Origin of the sequence: Gordonia bronchialis DSM 43247 (genome assembly GCF_000024785.1) — a bacterium.
Taxonomy (GTDB): Bacteria; Actinomycetota; Actinomycetes; order Mycobacteriales; family Mycobacteriaceae; genus Gordonia; species Gordonia bronchialis.
On sequence record NC_013441.1, the window covers coordinates 295,468 to 316,413 of the forward strand.

Below are 20,946 nucleotides of genomic sequence, written 5' to 3' on the forward strand. Positions count from 1 at the left end.
TGGGCTGAAGTCACCCGGCGTCGAGCACCTTGACCGCGGCGTTGCGTCCCGGTATCCCACTGACCCCACCGCCGCGTCGCGCACCCGCCCCGCACAGCAGCAGGCGCGGATGGCGTGTCTCGACACCCCACGTCCCGACCTCGGAATCGGTTTCGGCCCAGGGCCATTGCAGGCTGCGGTGGAAGATGTTGCCACCCGGCAGGCTCAGGGTGTCCTCGAGATCCTGCGGTGTCTTGAACTCGATGCACGGATTGCCGGCCCGGTCGTGGGCGAGGACGTTCTGGATGGGTTCGGCCAGAACCGAATTCAGCGACGACAGGGTCGCGCCGACGGCATGCTCGACGGCGCCCGGCTCGTCGAAGACCTCGGGTGGCATGTGTAATCCGAACAGGGTGAGGGTGTGTTTGCCGTCGAGTTCGGGGCCGAGGATGGACCGGTCGGACAGGGTGTGGCAGTAGACCTCACACGGCGGGACATCGGGAACCTCACCGCGACACGCCTGACGGTAGGCCGTATGCAATTGGGACGCAGTCTCATTGATGTGGAAGGTGCCGGCGAAGGCGGTCTCCGGGGGCACGCCGGACCGCAGCCGCGGTAGTCGCTCGAGCAGCAGGTTGATCTTGAGCTGCGACCCCCGTGGATCGAGTTCGGTGCTGATCGGGTCGTCGAGGTAGGTGTTGATCACCGCGGGTGCGCACGCCGCGTACAGCTGACCGCCGGCGATGGTGACCCCACCGTGCTCCGTTGTGCCGTATTCCACGGTTCCGTCGCCGACGTCGATGCCGCCCAACGTGATTCCGGTTTCGATTCGGGCTCCCGCCGACACCGCGGTCTCATACAGCGCTCCGGACACCGCGCCCATCCCGCCGGCCGGGACATCCCAGTCGCCGCCGACAAGGTGATACAGGAAGCAGATGTTCTGACGCAGCGACGCGTCGTCGAGGTCGGCGAAGGTGCCGATCAACCCGTCGGTGGCGGCGATCCCGCGGAGCACGTCGTCGTCGAAGTACTGCTCGAGCAGCTCGCCGAGTGGGCGGGTGGTGAGTCGCTCCCACAGTTCGGCGTCACTGGAGTCGGTGCCCACCGCCACGTCGCGGATGTCGTCGCCGCGGCGCAGCGGTTCGAGCATCGTCGGGAACACCCGCTCGGCGATCCCGGACATCCGCGTGTAAAACGACTGCCATGCGGTGAAGTCGGATTCGTCGCCGGTGGCGCGCCGGAAGGACTCCGCGGTGGCGTCGGGGTCGTCGTTGTCGACGAGCACTCCGCGGGTCGGGTCGTCGGGGAGCGGGGTGTACGACGAGATGCGACGGCGAATCAGCCGCAGGTCCAGATCGAGATCGGCCATGATCTGCCGCGGCATCAGCGATACCAGATACGAGTACCGCGACAGCCGGGCGGGCATGCCGGGGAAGGGCATCGCCGAGATGGCCGCGCCGCCCACATGATCGGAGCGTTCGAGGACGAGGACGCTGCGGCCCGCGCGTGCCAGGTAGGCGGCCGCGGTGAGGCCGTTGTGTCCGGCGCCGATGATGATGTCGTCGAATCGCATCTCCACCAGTGTCCCCCGCAACCGGGGTTCGTGTGGGCCGTTCAGCGCATGATGCGCGCGAGGAACGGCGTCGAATCCCGCATCGAGGCGATCACCGTGCCGGAGTGATCCTGGTCGGGGTAGATGTGCAACTCGACGGGTTGCCCGGCGGCCCGCATCTGCGCGTACAGCGAGAGCGCCGAGGGCGCCGGCACGTCGACGTCCCGCAGCCCCTGGCCCAGGAAGATCGGTCGATCAAAACCGGAGTACGGCGTTCCCATGTAGTCCACGAGTGCTGCGCGGACCCCGGGAATGGTGGCGACGGGCGCAGCGAACATGTCCCGCAACGTCTTTCCGCGCACCAGCGGCTTCATGTCCTGGTAGCAGGTGGTCCGCGCGAGCCGGACGAGCCGTCGGCCCTCGGCGGTGAGGATCGACAACGGGCGCAGGTCGGGGCGGGCGTCGGCGAAACCGGCCCAGATGTAAGTGGCGTAGGTGTTGAGCGCCGGCGGCAGTGCGACCGGCGGCAACTGTGGTCCCGCGAGCGCAACCACCTGCTCGATGTTGGCCGGCGTGCCGGTGGCCACCACACCGCGGTAGTCCAGATGGTGTCCCGCGGACAACCGGTTGGCGTCCCGGGCGGCGGCCAAAGCGGCACCGGCGCCCTGGGACTGTCCGACGATCGCCCACCGGCGTGCCAGCGGAACACCCATCCGATGGGCGGAGATCACCGAGTCAACGATCGAGGTCGCCTCGACCTTGCCGCTCAGGTAGTTCATCAGCCCGGGTGTGCCCAGGCCGGCGTAGTCGGTTGCGACGATGGCGTATCCCTGACGCAACCAGTGCCCGAGGTAGCGCACATCGCGCGGAATCCGCGGCTGCACCGACGGCGCACAGTCGTCGCCGAGGCCGACGGTTCCGTGCGCCCACGCCAGCACCGGATATCCGCCACGCGGTGCAGGTGAGCGCGGCAGTAACACCGCCCCGGTGCTCACCGCGGAACGACCGCGGATGTCCCGTGTCGCGTACAGAACCCGATATGCGCGACCGGCATCCGACAGCGTCACCGATCGGTCCAGCGGCACCTGCCGGATGAGGGTGCCCGGAGCGCCGATCGGGCCGGAATAGGTACGGGCGTCCAAGCCGGAGAGCGCCGGTGTCCGCAGCGGTGGCATGTCCTCGGCATGCGCCGCGGGGGTCATCAGGAGTGGCACCACGACGAGCAAACCGGTCACGAGTACCGGGACCATCCGCCTGAGTACGTTCATCACGAGCCGAACCCTATCGCGCCGAACCCTCTCGTTGAGCCGGTCAACGCTCATATTCTGTATGACGTGGACATTCCCGCCGCGTTGTCCGATCACACCGTCGCGCTCAGCGACGGCCACACGATTCCGCTCGTCGGTCTCGGGACCTTCGGGATGCTCGGGCAGGCGTGTGCGGATGCGGTGTCGGTGGCCCTGCGGTCGGGCTATCGGCTTCTCGACACCGCGTCGCGGTACAGCAACGAACTCAGCGTCGGAATGGGACTGCGCGAGTCGGGTGTACCGCGCGACGAGGTGGTGGTGCAGACCAAACTCGGTGGCGGCGATCAGGGATTCGACGAGGCGATCAACGCAGCCAAGGAGAGTGCCCGCCGGCTCGGCGTCGCCCACATCGACGTCTACCTCATCCATTGGCCGTGTCCGACGCTGGGACGGACCGTCGAATCGTGGCGAGCCCTGCTCACGCTGGCCGACGAAGGATTCATCCGGGTGCCGGGCGTCTCCAATTTCAAGCAACATCACCTGCAGATGCTCTATGACGAGACCGGTCGGTGGCCGGCGCTCAATCAGATCCAATGCTCACCGGCACTGGCGCGCACCGAGTTGCGTGCGTTCATGGCCGAGCACGACATCTTCGCGCAGGCGTGGCATCCGACCGGCCGCAAGGAGCACATGCTCGGCGAGCCCGCGGTGCTGCGCCTGGCGCGCAAGTACGGCAAGTCACCGACGCAGATCGCGTTGCGCTGGTCGGTTCAGCAGGGCATCGGGGTGGTGCCGAAGTCGTCGCATGCCGGCCGGCAACGGGAGAACGCCGATCTGTTCGACTTCGAGCTCGACGCCGACGACATGGCCGCTCTCGCGGCACTCGACCGCGGGGAACGCGCAGCGCGGGATTCCGATGTGGAAGAAGAGTTCTGACGGCGCCCTCGAGCCCCTGGCGTGACGGCCAGAGTCTTGTCGGTGGCCCGCGTTAGTGTGTGGGTAGTTCAGATGATGAGGGTGTGAACCGGCCAGGTTCACAGGAGTTTTCGACGACGAGTACGTGACGACAGCGTCCCTGGTTACTTCGTACCGGAAGCGTGCCTCTCGTGATGTTCACTCTGACCGATCCGGTCGCCGACGACACTGGTGTGTCGTCGATGGTTTCGGATGCGGTGGTGGACGCGGCGCGGGAGATGCAGCAGTTGGCGCGGCGTGCTGAGGCCCGTACGGTGCTGCTGGCCTACCGGATCGGGCATGCGGTGTATCAGGACATGATCGCCGACCCGTCCTGGAACCGGACACTGGGCCGTCGGGTCCGCGATATGCCCGACAAAGCCGCCATCGGGCAGGTGTCGGTCCGGCTGGGGATCTCCCGCTCCACCGCAAGCCGGTGGATCACGCTGGGCACCCACCTGCAGCAGCTGCCCGCGGTGCGGATCGCGTTCCTCGACGGCCGGCATTCGTTGGCGCGTACCGCGTTGATGGCCAACGCCCTGTTGTTGCTCGGTGAGGACACCCGGGTGGGTGCCGAACAGCTGGCGTTGACGCTCTCGGCGCGGCCGTCGGCGGATCGGGTGTTGCGTGAACAGCTCGAGGAACTCGTCATCGCGTTGGACCCTGACGCGGCGATCCTCGCGCGCAAAGACTTCGCCGAGCGTCACCAGAACGTCGTCATCGGCGATGACGCTCACGGGCATGCGAGCATCGATGCCACCGTGCCCGCCGAACACGGCGTGTATCTGACCCGCCGAATCGCCGACCTCATCGCCCGCCATCTCTGCGCCGACGATCCCCGCCGGATCGGTGTCCAACGCGTGGCTGCGCTGGCCCACCTCATCGGACTACCCGGCGGCCATCTCGCATGCACCTGCGGCACCACCACCTGCCCCGCCACCCCCGCCCCCGACCCCACCGCCGATGACGACGACTGCGCCGACGACACACCTACCGGCACCGACGAGGGAAACACCGCGGAGGGAGACACCGCGGAGGGAGACACCGCCAGCAGCACCCAAGCAGACACCGACTCTGACGCGGGCCTCGACCCGACCGCCACGACCACCTCGACCGACGTGGACACCGCGACCGACGTGGACACCGCGACCGACGTGGACACCTCGGTGGACCCGGCCGAGGCCGGCGTGCACACAGACAGCTGCTCGGACCCGGGTAGCGACGCACCTGAAGCACCCGAGGGCCCCGCGGTGGAGGTGGCCGACACCCCCACCGCGTGCGATCTCGGTGAACAAACCGCACTGATCGTCGTCACCGACCCCGCCGGCATCGAGGTGCCCTACCTGCGTGGCCATGGGCCCATCGACCCCGACCACGCCGAGGACCTCATCTCCAACTCGATCGCCGGCCAACTGCTCCTCCCGTCGGGCTACTCCGGGCTCATCGTCACCGGCCGAGACGGTCCGGCCCCACCCATCGACCCCACCGGACACGGCGGATACGACCTGCCACCACCGGGCGCCGGGAGCGAAGCGAGCGGGCCCATTCCACCGGGCGCCGGGAGCGAAGCGAGCGGGCCCATTCCACCGGGCGCCGGGAGCGAAGCGAGCGGGCCCATTCCACCGGGCGCCGGGAGCGAAGCGAGCGGGCCCATCCCACCGGGCGCGCTGACCTATCGTCCGAGTAGGGCGGTGCGTGAACGGGTGATCAGCCATGACCGCACCTGCCGCTACCCGCAGTGCGGGCGGCCGTCTGACGAATGCCAACTCGATCACCTGGTGAAGTTCGATCCCCGAGATCCGCTCACCGGGGGCTGGAGCATATTCGAGAACCTCATCCCGCTGTGCACCCCGGATCACCACCGCAAGCACCTCGGCCTCTGGATACCCACCATGCACACCGACCGCACCATCACCTGGCGCGACCCGATCACCGGGGAGATCATCATCACCTACCCACGATGAGCAGGGTTCGCCGTACGGGGGTCGGCGACTGCCGGGTCCGGACGTCGATGGTGGTACTAGGGTGGCAGGGTGTCTCGTCCCGATCCCGACCAATCGCGCGACCCCGCCGTCGAGCCGCGCCACGAGGATTTCGCCACCCGGCATGCGCCCACACCCATAGAGCTGCCGCTCGACGATGGCGAGGCGTCCACCAACGTCGACCTCAAGACCCAGATGATCCGGTTCATCATCACCGGTGCCGGGTCGGGGGTGCTGGACTTCGGGCTCACCATCCTGCTGCAGTACGTGGTCGGTGCGGACTTCTGGATCGCCAAGTCGTTCGGCTTCATCCTCGGTACCACCACCGCCTACCTGCTGAATCGGCGCTGGACCTTCGAGGCCCCGCCCAGCACGGTGCGTTTCCTCGCGGTGGTGGCGCTCTACGCGGTGACCTTCTTCGTCAACGTCGGCCTCTACACCGTGCTCTCGCACGCCTGGCCGGTGACACTGATCTACAGCTTCATCGCCTACGTCATCGCACAGGGCACCGCCACGGTGATCAACTTCGTCGTCCAGCGACTGGTCATCTTCCGGATTCGGTGAGGGCGGTTCGGTGACCTCGGCGGTCGTGGTCGGCAGTGGTCCCAACGGGCTGACCGCGGCGGTCACGCTGGCTCGTGCCGGGCTGTCGGTCGAGGTGATCGAGATGGCCGACGTCATCGGTGGTGGTACTCGGTCGAGTGAATTGTTGCGCCCCGGCATCATTCACGATCATTGCGCAGCGTTTCATCCACTGGGCGCGGGTTCGCCGGCGTGGCGGGGACTCGACCTGCGGTGGCGGTGGCCGGAGATCGACTGTGCGCATCCGCTCGATGACGGTCGGGCTGCGCTGCTGTTCCGGTCGGTGAGTGCCACCGCGGCCGGATTGGGTCGCGACGGTGACGTCTGGCGCGACGTGATCGGCAGCGTCGCCACCGATTTCGACGACCTCGCCGACGACATCCTCGGTCCGCTGCTGCACCTGCCGCGGCATCCGATGCGGCTGGCCGAGTTTGCCCACCACGCGTTGTATCCGGCGACGATGCTGGCCCGGGTGTTCGGTTCGGAGGACACCCGCGCCCTTTTCGCAGGTGTTGCGGCGCATGCGTTCACGCGACTCGACAAGCCCGGATCGTCGTCGGCCGGGCTGATGCTGCTCGCCGCCGGGCACCGCCACGGATGGCCGGTCGCCGAAGGTGGCTCGGCGTCGATCGCGACGGCGTTGGCGACGGCGCTGATCGACGCGGGCGGGTCCATCAGCACCGGCCGTCGGGTCACTGACCTCGCCGAACTGGACTCGCCGGACGTCGTGGCGCTGGACGTGATGCCCGGTGCGGCGGCGGCAATTCTTGGAGACCGGCTGTCGGCAAGCAGGTTTCGGCGATTGACGCGATACCGGCACGGCCCGGCCGCCTTCAAGGTCGACTATCTCATCGACGGTGAGGTCGGCTGGCTCAACCCGGACTGCGCGCGCGCCGGCACGGTGCACCTCGGTGGCACGTCGTCGGAGATCGCGGTCGCCGAGAGAGACGTGGTCGCCGGACGGATGCCCGAACGACCCTTCGTGCTGGTCGGCCAGCAATGGGTGGCCGATCCGACCCGCACACCCGGTTCGCTCAAACCGCTCTGGGCGTACGCCCATGTGCCGCACGGATACCCGCACGACGCCACCGATGTGGTCACCGCGCAGATCGAACGTTTCGCGCCCGGCTTCCGGGATCGCATCGTCGATTCCGTCAGCACCGGACCGGCCGACCTCCAGCACGCCAATCCCAACTACGTGGGCGGCGACATCGGTGGCGGCCGCAACGATCTGCGCCATCTGATCGCTCGGCCCCGGCTGTCTGCCAACCCCTATGCGACGGGGGTGCCCGGCGTCTATCTCTGCTCCTCGGCCACCCCGCCTGGCGGTGGAGTCCACGGCATGTGCGGGTATCGCGCGGCGCAGGCTGCACTCCGCGACCTCGATCGCTGAGTCCACGCGTCGGGCTCACGCCCGGCTTGGCGTCTCCGGTGGGATGGCGTCCAACAGCATTCGGGTGTAATCGGTTTCGGGGTTGTGCAGGATGTCGACGGCGGGGCCGGACTCGACGACGCGACCGTTCTGCATCACGGCCACGGTGTCGCTGATCTGCTCGACGACCGCCAGATCGTGAGCGATGAACAGATAGGTGAGCCCCTTCTCGCGCTGCAACTCGGCCAGGAGGTCGAGGACATTCGCCTGGACAGAGACGTCCAGCGACGCGGTGGACTCGTCGAGGATCAGGACCTCCGGGTCGGAGGCGAGAGCGCGGGCCAGGCAGACGCGTTGACGTTGGCCGCCGGACATTTCGTGGGGGTAGCGATCGAGGAAGGACCGATCGAGACTCACGTCGTCCATGAGTTGCTCGGCACGGCTGCGCATCTCGTCACGACCGGATGCCAGACGATGGGTACGCAGCGGCTCGGCGACCGACCGGCCTGCGGTCATCCGCGGATCGAGCGAGGCCGCCGGATCCTGGAAGACCATCGCGAGGCGACGGCGCAGGACCGCGGCGTCGGCACCCCGCACGCCGACCGCGTCGATGGTGCGTCCGTCAACGGTCACCTCGGCGCTGCCACGCACCGCAGTGCCGTGACCGGACTCGATCAGTCCGGTGAGAACCCCTGCGACGGTGGATTTCCCGGACCCGGATTCTCCGACGATCCCCAGCGTGGTCCCGCGCAGGACGTCGAGATCGACGTCGGTGATCGCGTGCACCGTGTCCCGGCCCGTGGCACCCCGAACCGTGTAGTCCACGCCCAGGCCCCGAACCTTCACCAGTGGTGCTTGCTTCGCGCGGGCGTCCGGGGCCTCGGGCGCCCGCTCGCTCACCTCGCTCAACAGTAGCCGCGCGTCCAGCAGCCGGCGCGTGTACTCGTCCTGCGGGTTGCCGAAGATGTCTGTCACCGAACCGGTTTCGACGACGCGTCCCTCCCGCATCACCATCACGTCGTCGGCGATGCGGCCGATGACACCCAGGTCGTGACTGATCCACACGACGGCCATGCCGCGTTCGCGCTGCAACTCGGCGACGAGCGCGATGATCTGCGCCTGCGTGGTCACGTCGAGTGCCGTGGTGGCCTCGTCGGCGACGAGGATGTCCGGGTCGCAGGCCAGTGCCACCGCGATCATCACGCGCTGGCGCTGGCCGCCGGACAGTTGATGCGGGTAGGCGCGCAGACGGGCTTCGGGATCGGGCAGATGAACGTCCCGCAGCAGCGTCAGGGCGCGTTCGCGGGCCGCGGCGCGACTGAGCCCGAGGTGGCGGCGCGGGCCTTCGGTGAGTTGATCTTCGATGGTGAGCAACGGATTCAGGCTCGACGACGGGTCCTGGAACACGAACCCGACCCGTGCGCCGTGCAGGGCCCGCAGCGTCGACGCCGAGGCACCGATGACCTCGGTGGCACCGATGCGCGCGGATCCCTCGACGTAGGCGCTTGGTGCGTTGAAGAGCCCGGTCGCGGACAGTACGCTCAACGATTTCCCGGAGCCGCTCTCCCCGACGATGCCGAGCGTCTGCCCAGCAGTCACCGAGAAGCTGATGCCGTGCACGATCTCTCGTGGTCCGACCCCGACGGTCAGGTCGCGGACGGTGAGCACCGGGGTGCCGTCCACCGGGCGCTCGTCACCGTCGCGTACGCCGGCGCCGGGTGCCTTCACCACCGGGCGCCGCACCTTGCCGCGATTGCGCAGCAGGGTGCGTTGCCGCGGGTCGAGGACGTCGCGGACCCCGTCGCCGATCAGGTTGAACGCGAACACCGTGAACAGGATGGCCAGGCCGGGGAACACACCCATCCACCAGGCAGTGGTGATGAAACCCTGTGCGTCATAGAGCATCCGGCCCCACGACGGATCGGGTGGCTGGACACCGAGACCGAGGAAGGACAGCGCCGCCTCGGACAGGATCGCGAAGGCCAGCGAGATGGAGGTCTGCACGATCACCGGTCCCGAGATGTTCGGCAGCACATGGGAGACGAGGGTTCGCCAGGTGGGCACGCCCATGGTGCGGGCGGCCAGCACGTACTGGGTCTGGCGGACCCGCAACGTATCCGCGCGGGCCACCCGGGCGAAGATCGGTATGTAGACGATGCCGATCGCGATCATCGCCGACGTCACCCCGGGACCCAGGATCGCGACGATGGCCAGCGCCAGCAGCATCACCGGAAACGAGAACACGACGTCGACGATGCGCATCAGCACGGTGTCCAGCACACCACCGGCGAATCCGGCCACCATCCCCAGGATGACCCCCACCAGTAGCGAGATCGCCACGGCGACAACGGCCACCCGCATACTCACCGAGGCGGCGAGTACCACCCGGGAGAACACGTCGCGGCCCAGGTCGTCGGTGCCGAACAGGTGCCCCCAACTCGGGGAGCGCAACGCGTTGGGGACGTCGATCTCGTTGGCGCCGAACGGGGCGATGAGCGGGCCGGCGACGGCGCAGATGATCACGATCGCGATCACCACCATGCCGAACACGGATGCCCGGTTACGCAGCAGAAGGCGCCACGCGGAATCGGTGTCCGGGGACCCGGCCCCGGCGGCGGGCTGGGGTGCACTGGTGGTCATGAGAGCCTGATCCTCGGGTCGATGACGGCGTAGCAGATGTCCACCACGAGGTTGACGATGAGGAAGATGATCGCGATCAGCAGGATCGCGCCCTGCAGAACGGGATAGTCACGTGCGGCGACCGAGTCGTACACGAGCAATCCCAGGCCCGGCCAGGCGAACACCACCTCGACGACGATGACACCGCCGAGCAGGGTGGCGAACTGGATGCCGGAGATCGTCAGCACCGGCACCAGCGCGTTGCGGCCGACGTGGGAGAGCAGGATTCTGCTGCGGCTCAGACCTTTCGACTCGGCGGTGGTCACATACGGTGCGTTGACCACTTCCAGGACCGACGATCGCACATACCGCGTCATGATCGCGCCGGTCACGATGCCGACCGTGATCGCGGGCAGCACGATGTGTTCCAGCCAGCCGCCGAGACCGTCGAGCAGTGGGGAGTAGCCGGCCGACGGCAACCAGCCCAGCGCAGTGGAGAACAGTCCGATGAGCAGGATGCCCATCCAGAAGTCGGGCACCGAGATGCCGAACTGGCTGACCACCCGGATCACGTTGTCGGCCGGACGCCCCTCCCGCAGCGCCGCCCACGACCCCAGGGGGACCGCGATCACGAGCGCGACGACGATGGAGGTCAGGGCCAGCGAGATGGTGGCGGGCAGCCGATCGAGCAACATCGTCGTCACCGATTCGCCGTTACGGAAACTCACCCCGAGGTCACCGGTGAACGCGTGACCGATGTAGTTGACGAGCTGGGTGAACAGGGGCTGATCGAGGCCCGACGCACTCCGCAGTGCCGCATAGGATTCCGGTGTGTACCGGGTCCCCAGCGCGATGCGGACGGGATCGCCGGGCACGATCTGGATGAGGAAGAACACCGCCACCATCACCCCGAGCAGAACTGCGACGGTGTACAGCAACCGGATGGCGATGAACCGCAACAGGGGTGAACGCAGCAGCGTCATGACAGATCAGCCCCTGTCCAGCCGGGCGGTACGGAACCGGACCGCCTTGTCGGAGCGGACCGTGTACCCGACGAGCGCCGTCGTGTAGGCCTGGTTGGCCGACGGGTTGTACAGGTACAGGTAGCTGACGTCGTCGGCGATGCGGGTGGCGGCGTCGCCGTAGATCTGTTTGCGCCTCGCCATGTCGAGTTCGGTGCGCCCGGCGTCGAGGAGACGGTCGACCTCGGGATTGGAGTACTTCTGCGCGTTGGATTCTCCGCTCGAATAGTGCTGCGCGTAGTAGTAGTCGTCGGGATCGAGGTTGCCCAGCCACCCGAGCATCAGCGCGTCGAAATCGCCCTGGGACTGGCGATCGAGCCACGCACCGAAGTCCAGCGTCTCGATGGTCACCGAGATCCCGACGTCGTCGAGATTCGACGCGATCACCTGCGCGGCGGTCACGGTCTCCGGATACTCGGTGGTCACCATCAATCCCATGTCCAGCGACGTCGTACCCGCCTCGCGCAGCAGTGTTTTCGACCGTTCGGTGGCCGCGGCGCGGTCCAGGCCGGCGGTGTAGCGGTCGTAGCCGATGAACCACGGGCTGGTGGACGGGATGGCGAGCTGGTTGGGTTTCGCGGTACCGTAACCGACCACCTGGGCGACGGAGTCGCGGTCGATCGCGTAGGCCACCGCTTGGCGAATGCGGTTGTCGGCGAACGGTTTCCGCTTGAAGTTCATCGTCATGTACCAGTAGTCGTTGGCGACGACGGTCCCGACCCGCAGCGAGTCGTCGCCCTTGAGGATGCTCAGCTGTTGCGCGGGCATCGCGTCGGTCCAGTCGATCTCACCCGAGCGCAGCGCCGACACCGCGGTGGTGCCCTGCGAGATGAAGCTGAACGTCACGCCGTCGACGGCGGGCGCCCCACCCCAGTAGCGGGGGTTGGATGTGATGACGATGGACGCGCCGGGGGAGCGGGACACGAACGAGAAGGGGCCGGTACCAACCGGGCGGGTGGCGATCTCACCCGATTCGACGTTGCGCCGGTTCACGATTGCCAGCCCCTTGAACCCGCCGATGTTGGTCAGCAGATTGGGTGTCGGGTGTTTCACGGTGAGGCGAACCCGGCGGTCGTCGAGTGCGGTGATCTGATCGATCGACTCGAGTTTCCAGGCGTTGGACAGCTCTTCGTCGATGATGCGGCGGTAGGAATAGACCACGTCGGCGGCGGTGCACGGGTCGCCGTTGTGAAAGGCGAGTCCCGGTCGCAGGGTGAACGTCCACACCAGGTCGTCGGGGCTGACTGTCCAGCTCTCGGCGAGCGCCGGCCGCATGGTCAGTTGCTCGTCGGGTTCGACGAGGGTGTCGAAGACGTTCTCGAGGACCTGGAAGGTGAAGTATGAACTCGATTTGTGCGGATCGAGCTGGTCGGGTTCCCCGGCGATGGCCGCTCGGATGGTGTTGCCCGCGGAACTGCCGGAGCCGCACGCGCTCAGCAGACCACCACCGGCCAGGGCGATCCCACCGGCTCCTGCGAGCGAGAGGAAACTTCGCCGGCTCAGCGGGGAACCGGTCATGGACATCCTTCGTGCCGGGGCAGGGTCGATTCTTGCAGTCTGCCCCAGCGCACGGAGGCCTGCAAGCACCCGCAGCCGACGATGCGGTGCGCCAACAGGCTTGCCGGATAAGGAATCTAGGTGTTGACCTTGGCGATCACGTTGTCGGCGTACCAGTTCAGATGGTCGAACTTCTTCTGCAGCGGTTCGGTGTCGACGCCCTTGATGTAGGGCATCCGGAAGCCCACGATGACGTCGGTGATCCCTTTGTCCTCGAGCCGTTTACATCCGTCGACGCTGTAGGCATCCAAGGAGATCACGTGGATCTCGAAGGGATCGTTGGTCGTGCCCTCCGCCTTGCGGATGTCGGCGATCTTCTCGAGCAGGACGTCGAGTTCCTCGGCCGGGCCGCCGCCGTGCATCCAGCCGTCGCCGCGGACGACCGCCCGGCGCAGTGCGGCATCGGCGTGCCCGCCCACCAGCAGCGGGATGGGCTCGGTGGGTGCCGGGGTCATCTTGATCTTCGGGATGTCGTAGAACTCGCCGTGGAACTCGAAGTACTCGCCGGTGGTCAGACCGCGGATGATGTCCATGCACTCGTCCATCCGCTTGCCGCGCCGGCGGAAGTCGACGCCCATGAAGTCGTAGTCCTCCGGCCACGGGCTGGTCCCGACGCCGAGGGCGAGTCGGTTGTTGGTCAGGTACGCCACCGAACTCGCCTGCTTGGCCACCAGCGCCGGCGGGCGGACCGGCAGCTTCAGCACGAAGGGTGTGAACCGGATGGTCGAGGTCACCGCACCCAGTGCCGCGGCCTGGATGAAGGTCTCGATGAAGGCCTTGCCGTCGAGGAATTCGCGGTTGCCGTCGGGTGTGTACGGGTAGGTCGCATCCGACTCGTACGGGTAGGCAAGCGAGTCGGGGATGGTGAACCCAGCATACCCGGCCTTCTCGGCAGCCTGCGCCAGCGGCGCGTAGTAGCTGGGGTCGGTCATGGCCTCGGCGAACGTGAATCGCATCGTGCTCCTCGGGGTGGGCGTCTCCACCGAGGGTAGAACACGTTCTAGTTTGTCCGGAAGTCTTCGGAGGAGTCGGCTTCCCGATTCGCCTACGAACGGGGGAATGTTTCATATATCTTCGCGAATGGCTGGTCGGGTGATGTGTCGGAAGTCCGCAGTCATCGTAGGTCGGGAGGATCTCATGCTCGGTTCATCAGGTCGTCGGGTGACGCTGGGGGCGGCCGTCGTCGCGGCGGCACTGTCGATCGCCGGCGTGGCCGGACTCGGGACGGCGCACGCGGCCGTCGGTGCGCCGCGGATCGTCGACCGGTCCGGCTTCGGGTCCGTGGGCAACGGTTACGGGGCGGGATGCACCTACGTCATCTCGGTGCCGATTTCCGCGAAGTCCGCCAAGACGACGGTCGTGGCCGGCCGGCCCGGCACCCGTGCCGCCATCCTCTACGACCAGACGCCACCCGCGGAGGCGGCCAAGGTGACGGTGTGGTGGACGCCACCCGCCGCGGGTCGGTACCGGATCATCGCCGGGCAGGTGGCCCAAGGTGGTGCGAAGATTTCGCGGAGCATCCTCGTCGACGTGAAGTTCGGCCTCAACACCGGAAGTTCTTGTCTCGCCGTCTGATCCGATCAGTCTGCTGGAAGCGGACCATGATCACGCGCACCCGGGCCACGGTGTAGCGCCAACGAGGCGCGGGTGACCGGTTCGCCGCATTCGGAGCAGACCGGCTGCAGCGTCGTGACCTGCCCGCAGTCGCGGTGGGTGGCGACCACCGGTGCGCCGCCGGGTGCGGCCCACTTGTCGCCCCACTGCCGCAACGCGGTGAGGACCAGCCACAGGTCGCGGCCCTTCTCGGTGAGTCGGTAGTCGTAGCGGACCGGCTTGTCCTGATAGGGCTCCTTGGTGAACACGCCGTGCTCGACCAGCGTCTCGAGACGCTGGGTCAGGACGTTGCGGGCGATGCCGAGCCGCTCGGAGAATGCGTCGAACCGGGTCACCCCGATGAAGGCGTCGCGGATGATCAGCAGCGTCCACCATTCCCCGACGATCTCGAGGCTCTGCGCGACCGAGCAGTTCATGTCGGAGAAGGACGCGCGGCGCATAGAACTCAGGCTAGTGGGTTGCGTGAAGCAACTCAACCTGCTGTGATCAGTTGCATGACGAAACTCATGGAGCGGCTCGACACGTCTGCGCCGCGGCGACCAGGCGTCGTCCTCGTGGTGCTCTCGCTCGCAGCATTCATGGCCAGCCTCGACGTGTTCATCGTCAACGTCGCCTTCGATCAGATCGGGCGCGACTTTCACGGTGTGGGTCTGCCCGAGCTGTCCTGGGTTCTCAACGCGTACACCATCGTCTACGCCGCACTACTGGTGCCGGCCGGACGGATCGCCGACCGCTACGGCCGCAAGGGGGCGTTCCTGGCGGGCCTGGCACTCTTCACCGTCGCCAGCGCGGCTTGTGCTCTGGCGCAGGGCATCTGGTGGTTGGTGGCGTTCCGGGTGATACAAGCCGTCGGGGCGGCGATCCTCACGCCGGCCAGCCTGGGACTCGTCGTGTCGACGATGCCGGTGGCCGTGCGCGCGCGGTCGGTGCGCATCTGGGCGGCCACCGGGGCGCTGGCCGCCGCCCTCGGGCCTGCGGTCGGTGGCCTGCTCGTGGAGGCGTCGTGGCGGTGGGTCTTTCTCGTCAACGTGCCGGTCGGCATCGCGGCGCTGATCGCCGGTGCCCTGGTCCTGACCACATCGGCAGATGAATCGGGCACGCCGCTACCCGATCTGCTCGGTGCCGGACTCCTGGCGGTGGCCATCGGCGCACTCACCCTTGGTCTCGTCGAAGGTCCCGATTGGGGGTGGTCCGACGGCCGGGTCGTCGGGGCGTGGATCCTCGCGGTGGTCGCCTTCGCCGGCTTCGTCGTCAGTTCCGGGCGGCACCGGGTCCCGGTGATCGACCCCGCGCTGCATCGCGTGCGATCCTTCGCCTTCGCCAACGTGACCGCGGTGCTGTTCGGTGTCCCCTTCGCCGGTGCGCTGCTCGCGAATATCCTCTGGCTCCAGCAGGTGTGGGGGTACTCCGCGATCAAGACCGGCTTCGCCGTCTCGGTCGGGCCGCTGATGGTTCCGATCTTCGCTGCGGTAGCCCATCGGCTCAGTGCGCGAATTCCGGTGGGCGCCATCGTCGCTGGCGGTTGTGCGCTCTTCGGCCTCGGCGGCGTGCTGATCGCAGCATCGGTCGGTGCCGAGCCCGACTACGCCGCCGAGATCCTGCCCGGGTGGCTCATCGGTGGTGTGGGCGTCGGGCTGGCTCTGCCGTCGATCCTGTCGGCGGCGACTGCCGACCTGCCGGCTCATCAGTCTGCGACCGGCAGTGCGATTGTCAACATGAGTCGGCAGGTCGGCCTGGTCCTCGGTGTCAGTGTGCTCGTCGCCATCCTGGGTACGCCGGTCGGTTTCGAGAACGCGCACAGCGCTTTTCAGCACGCATGGTGGGTGCTGGGGGCAGTGGCCGCCGCGGCCGCGGTGGCCGCACTCGGGATGACGCCACCGTCACGGGAATCGGGTGTGGGGTACCCGCCCGCTACTGCGGCCGCGAGAACCGCTCCCGACGCCCCAGTCCGCGCAGCTGCATCCACTCCCGAAAACCTTTCGGGTCACGTTGCTGCACAAGGAAATACCACCCGAATCGGGCATACTCCTGGGGCAGCAGCCTCCGCAGACCGGGCTGACTCATCAGATATCCGCGGTTGCGGTAGGTGAAGAAACGCTTGGTCTCGTTGTCCGGGTACTGGGTGTGCATGCGGCCACCCAGGATCGGCCGGAACTCGGCCGACCCGTCCGGATGCAGGTAGCCCGCACGCAGGCAGGTGCCGAACCGCACCCCCGAGCGCACCAGCCGTCGATGCACATCCACCTCGTCGCCGCGGAAGAACAGCCGCAGATCGGGCACACCGACCTGTTCGAGGCACGACGCGGAGAACAGGGCGCCGTTGAACAACGACGCGATACCCGGCAGCAGATCGTCGGTCTCCGAATCACTGAACAACTCCGAGCGCTTACGCCGCCACACCAGTCCCCGTCGCAGCGGGAACGCCAGGGTGTCGGGGTCGTCGATGTTGGCGACCACCGGCGACACCTCGTCGAGGTCGTGGCGTCGAGCGCAGTCCAGCAGGGTGCCCAGCACCTCGGGACCGTCGGGGCGGCCGTCGTCGTCGGCGCACCACACCCAGTCGGCGCCCAGTGTCAGCGCGTGCAGCATGCCGAGCGCGAATCCGCCGGCACCGCCGAGATTGCGTTGCGAGCCCAGGTACGTGGTCGGAACAGGTTGGGCGGCAACGAGTTCGGCGACCTCCGGCTCGTCGGCGTTGTCGACGACGATCAGGTGGTCGACGGGCCGGTGCTGCCCGCTGACCACCGTCAGCGATTCCGCGAGGAGTTCGACGCGACGATGGGTGACCACCACCGCGATCACCCGATCGGCACTCACGACTTGTCCAGATTGGCCAGCACCTTGCGTACGTGGGCGGCGGCGGCCGGCCCCTCGTAGGCGCCGACGACCTCTTCGATGCCGCCCTCCATCTTGACCTGCCCCTTGTCGATCCACATCGCCCGATCGCACAGCTGGGCGAGGAATTCGTTGGAGTGGCTGGCGAAGACGAGGATGCCCGAGCGTTCCACCAGTGCCTGCAGCCGGGCGCGGGCCTTGCGCATGAAGTCCGCGTCGACCGCGCCGATGCCCTCGTCGAGGATGAGGATCTCCGGGTCGATGGAGGTCACCACACCCAGCGCCACCCGCACCCGCATGCCGTGGGAGTAGGTGCGCAGCGGCATCTCCAGATGGTCGCCGAGTTCGGTGAATTCGGCGATGTCGTCGATCTTGCGCAGCATTTCCTTGCGGCTCATGCCCAGGAACATGCCGCGGATGAGGATGTTCTCGTAGCCGGAGATCTCCGGGTCCATGCCGACGCCGAGGTCGAAGACCGGCGCCACCCGCCCCTGCACGCGGCACGCGCCGCGCGTGGGCTCATAGATGCCGGCCAGCAGGCGCAGCAGCGTCGATTTGCCGGCGCCGTTGTGGCCCACCAGGCCCACCCGGTCGCCGTGTTTGAGGTGCATGTTGATGTCGCGCAGCGCCTCCACCACGATGACGTTGGAGTCGGTGGCCCCGATGACGCCACCGGCCGCGCCGACCACGGCCTTCTTCAGGGACCGGGTTTTGGCGTCGAAGATGGGGAAGTCGACGCACGCGTCCCAGGTGTCGACGCGTACGCGGGTGTCAGGCGCCCCGCGCGTGGTGTCCTTCTTGGTGAAAGCCATGTGTTCCTAAACCCAATACGCCACGCGGGCACGATAGTTGCGCATCACGAACATCGCCATCAGCCAGCCGACCGCGGTACATCCGAGCACGATGAGCCAGTGGTAGAGCTCGACGTGGTCGCCGAGCAGTTCACCGCGGGAGATCTCCAGATAGTGGAACATCGGGTTGATCTCGACGATCCGCAACCGCGACGACGATTCGCCGGCCTTGGTGCTGCTCAGGCTCTGCGCGGACCAGATGATCGGCGTCATGAAGAACACCAGCCGCACGACGGTGGTCAGCAACTGCCCGATGTCGCGGAACCGGGTCGAGAGAATGCCGAAGACGATCGACACCCACACCGCGTTGAGGACGAACAACAGCAGGGCCGGGATCACCAGGAGCTGCGAGAAGCCGAACGGCGGCGGGAAGACGATGAAGATGATGACGATGATCACCACGTTGTGCGCGAAGATGATCAGCTGCCGCCACACCACCCGGTACACGTGCACACTCACCGGTGCCGGGAGTTGCTTGATCAGCCCCTCGTTCTTGGCGAAGATCTCCGATCCCTCCAGGATCGAACTCTCGATGAACCCCCAGAAGATGAAGCCGAGCGCCACATAGGGCAGGAACTTGTGCAGGTCCTGATCGAAGAGTTCACCGTAGAGCAGGCCCATCGCGATCGCGGTGACGCCGGTCGCGATGGTGATCCACAACGGTCCGAGGACCGAACGCCGGTATCGCTGCTTGATGTCCTGCCAGCCGAGATGCAGCCACAGTTCGCGATTGTCGAGGCCGTCTCGCAGGTCCTTCACCGCGCGTTTGAGCGTGCGCGAATCCGAGCTCTGGGGACGCGCGGGGATCGCGTCGTCGTCGACTACCGCTGACACGAGGACCCACTGTACTTGCGGTCCCAACTGCGCCCGGTGGGCGCACCCGGTCTACAGGTACTGACCGGTGCTGGGGCCGTGTGCGCCGCCGGCGGTCATCCCCGGGGGCAGGGCGCCCTGACGCATCTGTTCGAGCTGGGCGCGGGCCGCCATCTGCTGGGCGAACAGCGCGGTCTGGATGCCGTGGAAGAGACCTTCGAGCCATCCGACGAGCTGTGCCTGCGCGATCCGCAGTTCCGCGTCCGACGGGGTGCCCTCGTCGGTGAACGGCAGGGCGAGACGCTCGAGTTCCTCACGCAACTCGGGTGCGAGCCCGTCTTCGAGCTCACGGATGGACGACTCGTGGATCTCCTTGAGGCGCACACGCGAGGCGTCGTCGAGAGGAGCCGCACGCACCTCCTCGAGGAGCTGTTTGATCATCGTGCCGATCCGCATCACCTTGGCCGGCTGCTCGACCATCTCGGCGATGTTGCCGTGGCCTTCGGCGCCGTCGGGCGACTCGGCCGAGGGGTCACCACCGCCGCCGACGATGATGACTTTGTCGCCGTCGTCGGACGTGGGACTGCCGCCGAACGGTCCTGGGGTCATTCCATCGCTCATCATGGCCTCCATTGTGCCGAAGGGATCCGACGAGAAGACGCGCAGGAGGCCTTGTGCGGGCCGTCTATCGTTGTGCCATGTCCTTCGACGTCGCTTCTGTGCGTGGATTGTTTCCCTCGCTCGGCGACGGCTGGATCCACTTCGATCCGCAGGCCGGCATGCAGATCCCAGACTCGGTCGCAACCGCCGTGTCCAGGGGTTTCAGGCAGTTGGTGTCCACGCCGGGCGACTCCTATCCGGCTGCCCGGGACAGCGCCGAGGCCCTCGACGGCGCCCGCCGCGCGATCGCCGATCTGGTGGCCGCCGATGCCGCCGGGGTGGTGCTGGGTCCGTCGCGGTCGTCGTTGATCCACAGCCTCGCCGAGGCCGTCACCCCCAATACGTGGTTGCGCGGGCAGGTGGTGGTCAGCCGGCAGGACGACGAACCGAACATCGTTCCGTGGCTGCGCGTCGTCGAGCGCTACGGCGCTCGTGTGCGGTGGGCCGAGGTCGACGTCGAGACCGGCGAGCTACCCGCGTGGCAGTACCCCGAGCTGATCACCGGTGACACCGAGATCGTTGCCGTCACGCTGGCGTCGGCGTCGACCGGCGCGATCACCGATGTCAGCGAGATCGCGCCGCTGACCCGGCAGGTGGGTGCCCTGCTGGTGGTGGATGCGACCAATGCGGCACCGTATCTGCCGCTGGACATCCACGAACTCGGCGCCGACGTGCTGGTGGTGTCCGCCGAACGCTGGGGCGGGCCGCGGATGGCGGCGATGGCGTTCCGCGAACCCCACACCATCGATCGGCTGCGGATGGTGTCGATGAACCCGCGCGCCGTCGGGCCCGAACGTCTGGAACTCGAGCCGCATCAGGGTGCGTTGCTGGCGGGGCTGGTGGCCTCGGTGGAGCATCTGGCCGGACTCGATGCCGATGCCATCGGCAAGCGGCGCCGACGGCTCGTCACGGCGATGGACGGCGTTTACGACTACCTCCAACGGCTCAACTTCTACCTGACGACGACGCTGGAACAACTCGGTCAGGTGCATCTCGTGGGAACCGGCGAGAACCGCATCCCGGTGCTCAGTTTCACCGTCGACGGGGTGAGCGCCGACAAGGTGGTGCGCCGCCTCGCCGACAACGGCATCTGCGCGCTCGGCGACCTGCCGAATCGGGCGCTGAGCAGGATGGGCGCCGACGATTTCGGTGGCGCAGTGACCATCGGACTCGCCCCGTACTCGACGCCCTACGAGGTGGATCACCTCGTCAGGACGCTCGGCTCGCTCGGGTAGCACCGACCCGTGGCTCGGGCCGCGATGTCGGTCGTTTGTCGTCGGACGGACTCGCGCTTGGCGATCGTGGCC

17 protein-coding genes and 1 pseudogene are annotated in these 20,946 nt (G+C 67.4%); 7 read left to right on the top strand and 11 right to left on the bottom strand.

Annotated elements, in window-relative coordinates; genetic code table 11:
• Nucleotides 1-10: 10 nt before the first annotated feature.
• Nucleotides 11-1,552, bottom strand: coding sequence for a phytoene desaturase family protein (locus GBRO_RS01275; protein WP_012832198.1), 1,542 nt, complete (start codon nucleotides 1,550-1,552; stop codon nucleotides 11-13).
• A 41-nt stretch (nucleotides 1,553-1,593) separates the two neighbouring features.
• Entirely contained in the window at nucleotides 1,594-2,799 is a 1,206-nt protein-coding gene (locus GBRO_RS01280; RefSeq protein WP_115311637.1) for an alpha/beta hydrolase family protein, read from the bottom strand.
• Nucleotides 2,800-2,865: 66 nt separating this feature from the next.
• On the opposite strand from GBRO_RS01280, the gene GBRO_RS01285 reads away from it, so the two are divergent.
• The 4 genes from GBRO_RS01285 (at nucleotide 2,866) to GBRO_RS01300 (ending at nucleotide 7,689) form a co-directional block, all read left to right on the top strand.
• Complete coding sequence (locus GBRO_RS01285; protein WP_012832200.1) at nucleotides 2,866-3,714, top strand: aldo/keto reductase; 849 nt, start codon at nucleotides 2,866-2,868, stop codon at nucleotides 3,712-3,714.
• A 173-nt stretch (nucleotides 3,715-3,887) separates the two neighbouring features.
• Nucleotides 3,888-5,696, top strand: a complete 1,809-nt coding sequence (locus tag GBRO_RS01290; RefSeq protein ID WP_012832201.1) for an HNH endonuclease signature motif containing protein — start codon at nucleotides 3,888-3,890, stop codon at nucleotides 5,694-5,696.
• A gap of 69 nt (nucleotides 5,697-5,765) precedes the next feature.
• A complete protein-coding gene (locus GBRO_RS01295; RefSeq protein WP_012832202.1) occupies nucleotides 5,766-6,278 on the top strand; it encodes a GtrA family protein in 513 nt (170 codons plus the stop codon).
• A gap of 10 nt (nucleotides 6,279-6,288) precedes the next feature.
• Complete coding sequence (locus tag GBRO_RS01300; RefSeq protein ID WP_012832203.1) at nucleotides 6,289-7,689, top strand: phytoene desaturase family protein; 1,401 nt, start codon at nucleotides 6,289-6,291, stop codon at nucleotides 7,687-7,689.
• A 15-nt stretch (nucleotides 7,690-7,704) separates the two neighbouring features.
• Here GBRO_RS01300 and GBRO_RS01305 read toward each other — a convergent pair whose 3' ends face one another.
• From GBRO_RS01305 to GBRO_RS01320, 4 genes are all read right to left on the bottom strand, one after another.
• On the bottom strand, nucleotides 7,705-10,308 hold the full coding sequence (locus GBRO_RS01305; RefSeq protein ID WP_012832204.1) for an ABC transporter ATP-binding protein/permease: 2,604 nt from the start codon (nucleotides 10,306-10,308) through the stop codon (nucleotides 7,705-7,707).
• On the bottom strand, nucleotides 10,305-11,270 hold the full coding sequence (locus GBRO_RS01310) for an ABC transporter permease (RefSeq protein WP_012832205.1): 966 nt from the start codon (nucleotides 11,268-11,270) through the stop codon (nucleotides 10,305-10,307). The genes GBRO_RS01305 and GBRO_RS01310 overlap by 4 nt, the downstream gene beginning before the upstream one ends.
• Before the next feature lie 6 nt (nucleotides 11,271-11,276).
• On the bottom strand, nucleotides 11,277-12,827 hold the full coding sequence (locus GBRO_RS01315; protein WP_012832206.1) for an ABC transporter substrate-binding protein: 1,551 nt from the start codon (nucleotides 12,825-12,827) through the stop codon (nucleotides 11,277-11,279).
• Nucleotides 12,828-12,943: 116 nt separating this feature from the next.
• Nucleotides 12,944-13,822 carry a TIGR03619 family F420-dependent LLM class oxidoreductase gene (locus tag GBRO_RS01320; RefSeq protein WP_012832207.1) on the bottom strand — a complete coding sequence of 293 codons (879 nt, stop codon included), beginning with the start codon at nucleotides 13,820-13,822 and terminating at the stop codon, nucleotides 12,944-12,946.
• Nucleotides 13,823-14,003: 181 nt separating this feature from the next.
• On the opposite strand from GBRO_RS01320, the gene GBRO_RS01325 reads away from it, so the two are divergent.
• Entirely contained in the window at nucleotides 14,004-14,441 is a 438-nt protein-coding gene (locus GBRO_RS01325; protein WP_012832208.1) for a hypothetical protein, read from the top strand.
• A 5-nt stretch (nucleotides 14,442-14,446) separates the two neighbouring features.
• Here GBRO_RS01325 and GBRO_RS01330 read toward each other — a convergent pair whose 3' ends face one another.
• Nucleotides 14,447-14,920 carry a winged helix-turn-helix transcriptional regulator gene (locus GBRO_RS01330; protein ID WP_012832209.1) on the bottom strand — a complete coding sequence of 158 codons (474 nt, stop codon included), beginning with the start codon at nucleotides 14,918-14,920 and terminating at the stop codon, nucleotides 14,447-14,449.
• A gap of 54 nt (nucleotides 14,921-14,974) precedes the next feature.
• Here GBRO_RS01330 and GBRO_RS01335 point away from each other — a divergent pair.
• Nucleotides 14,975-16,357 (top strand): annotated as a pseudogene (locus tag GBRO_RS01335) (DHA2 family efflux MFS transporter permease subunit); the annotation flags it as partial.
• 34 nt (nucleotides 16,358-16,391) lie between these two features.
• Here GBRO_RS01335 and glfT1 read toward each other — a convergent pair.
• Genes glfT1 through GBRO_RS01355 form a run of 4 tightly spaced genes read right to left on the bottom strand, consistent with a single transcriptional unit; the run spans nucleotide 16,392 to nucleotide 19,612 of the window.
• Nucleotides 16,392-17,297 carry a galactofuranosyltransferase GlfT1 gene (glfT1, locus tag GBRO_RS25005; RefSeq protein WP_012832211.1) on the bottom strand — a complete coding sequence of 302 codons (906 nt, stop codon included), beginning with the start codon at nucleotides 17,295-17,297 and terminating at the stop codon, nucleotides 16,392-16,394.
• A complete protein-coding gene (gene wzt / locus GBRO_RS01345; protein ID WP_012832212.1) occupies nucleotides 17,294-18,127 on the bottom strand; it encodes a galactan export ABC transporter ATP-binding subunit Wzt/RfbE in 834 nt (277 codons plus the stop codon). The genes glfT1 and wzt overlap by 4 nt, the downstream gene beginning before the upstream one ends.
• Nucleotides 18,128-18,133: 6 nt before the next feature.
• Entirely contained in the window at nucleotides 18,134-19,000 is an 867-nt protein-coding gene (gene wzm, locus GBRO_RS01350) for a galactan export ABC transporter permease subunit Wzm/RfbD (RefSeq protein WP_012832213.1), read from the bottom strand.
• A gap of 51 nt (nucleotides 19,001-19,051) precedes the next feature.
• Nucleotides 19,052-19,612: a bacterial proteasome activator family protein gene (locus GBRO_RS01355; RefSeq protein ID WP_041919664.1), complete on the bottom strand. Its 561-nt coding sequence runs from the start codon at nucleotides 19,610-19,612 to the stop codon at nucleotides 19,052-19,054.
• Between the two features lie 65 nt (nucleotides 19,613-19,677).
• On the opposite strand from GBRO_RS01355, the gene GBRO_RS01360 reads away from it, so the two are divergent.
• Nucleotides 19,678-20,874 (top strand): cysteine desulfurase-like protein, encoded by a 1,197-nt coding sequence (locus GBRO_RS01360; RefSeq protein ID WP_012832215.1) that lies wholly within the window; start codon nucleotides 19,678-19,680, stop codon nucleotides 20,872-20,874.
• Nucleotides 20,875-20,946 lie beyond the last annotated feature (72 nt).

Excerpts from the sequence above, each read along its gene's own strand:
- GBRO_RS01275 (WP_012832198.1), bottom strand. The coding sequence starts at position 1,552 with ATGCGATTCGACGACATCATCATCGGCGCCGGACACAACGGCCTCACC.
- GBRO_RS01280 (WP_115311637.1), bottom strand. The coding sequence starts at position 2,799 with ATGAACGTACTCAGGCGGATGGTCCCGGTACTCGTGACCGGTTTGCTC.
- GBRO_RS01290 (WP_012832201.1), top strand. The coding sequence starts at position 3,888 with ATGTTCACTCTGACCGATCCGGTCGCCGACGACACTGGTGTGTCGTCG.
- GBRO_RS01305 (WP_012832204.1), bottom strand. The coding sequence starts at position 10,308 with ATGACCACCAGTGCACCCCAGCCCGCCGCCGGGGCCGGGTCCCCGGAC.
- GBRO_RS01310 (WP_012832205.1), bottom strand. The coding sequence starts at position 11,270 with ATGACGCTGCTGCGTTCACCCCTGTTGCGGTTCATCGCCATCCGGTTG.
- GBRO_RS01315 (WP_012832206.1), bottom strand. The coding sequence starts at position 12,827 with ATGACCGGTTCCCCGCTGAGCCGGCGAAGTTTCCTCTCGCTCGCAGGA.
- GBRO_RS01320 (WP_012832207.1), bottom strand. The coding sequence starts at position 13,822 with ATGCGATTCACGTTCGCCGAGGCCATGACCGACCCCAGCTACTACGCG.
- GBRO_RS01325 (WP_012832208.1), top strand. The coding sequence starts at position 14,004 with ATGCTCGGTTCATCAGGTCGTCGGGTGACGCTGGGGGCGGCCGTCGTC.
- GBRO_RS01330 (WP_012832209.1), bottom strand. The coding sequence starts at position 14,920 with ATGCGCCGCGCGTCCTTCTCCGACATGAACTGCTCGGTCGCGCAGAGC.
- wzt (WP_012832212.1), bottom strand. The coding sequence starts at position 18,127 with ATGGCTTTCACCAAGAAGGACACCACGCGCGGGGCGCCTGACACCCGC.
- GBRO_RS01355 (WP_041919664.1), bottom strand. The coding sequence starts at position 19,612 with ATGGAGGCCATGATGAGCGATGGAATGACCCCAGGACCGTTCGGCGGC.
- GBRO_RS01360 (WP_012832215.1), top strand. The coding sequence starts at position 19,678 with ATGTCCTTCGACGTCGCTTCTGTGCGTGGATTGTTTCCCTCGCTCGGC.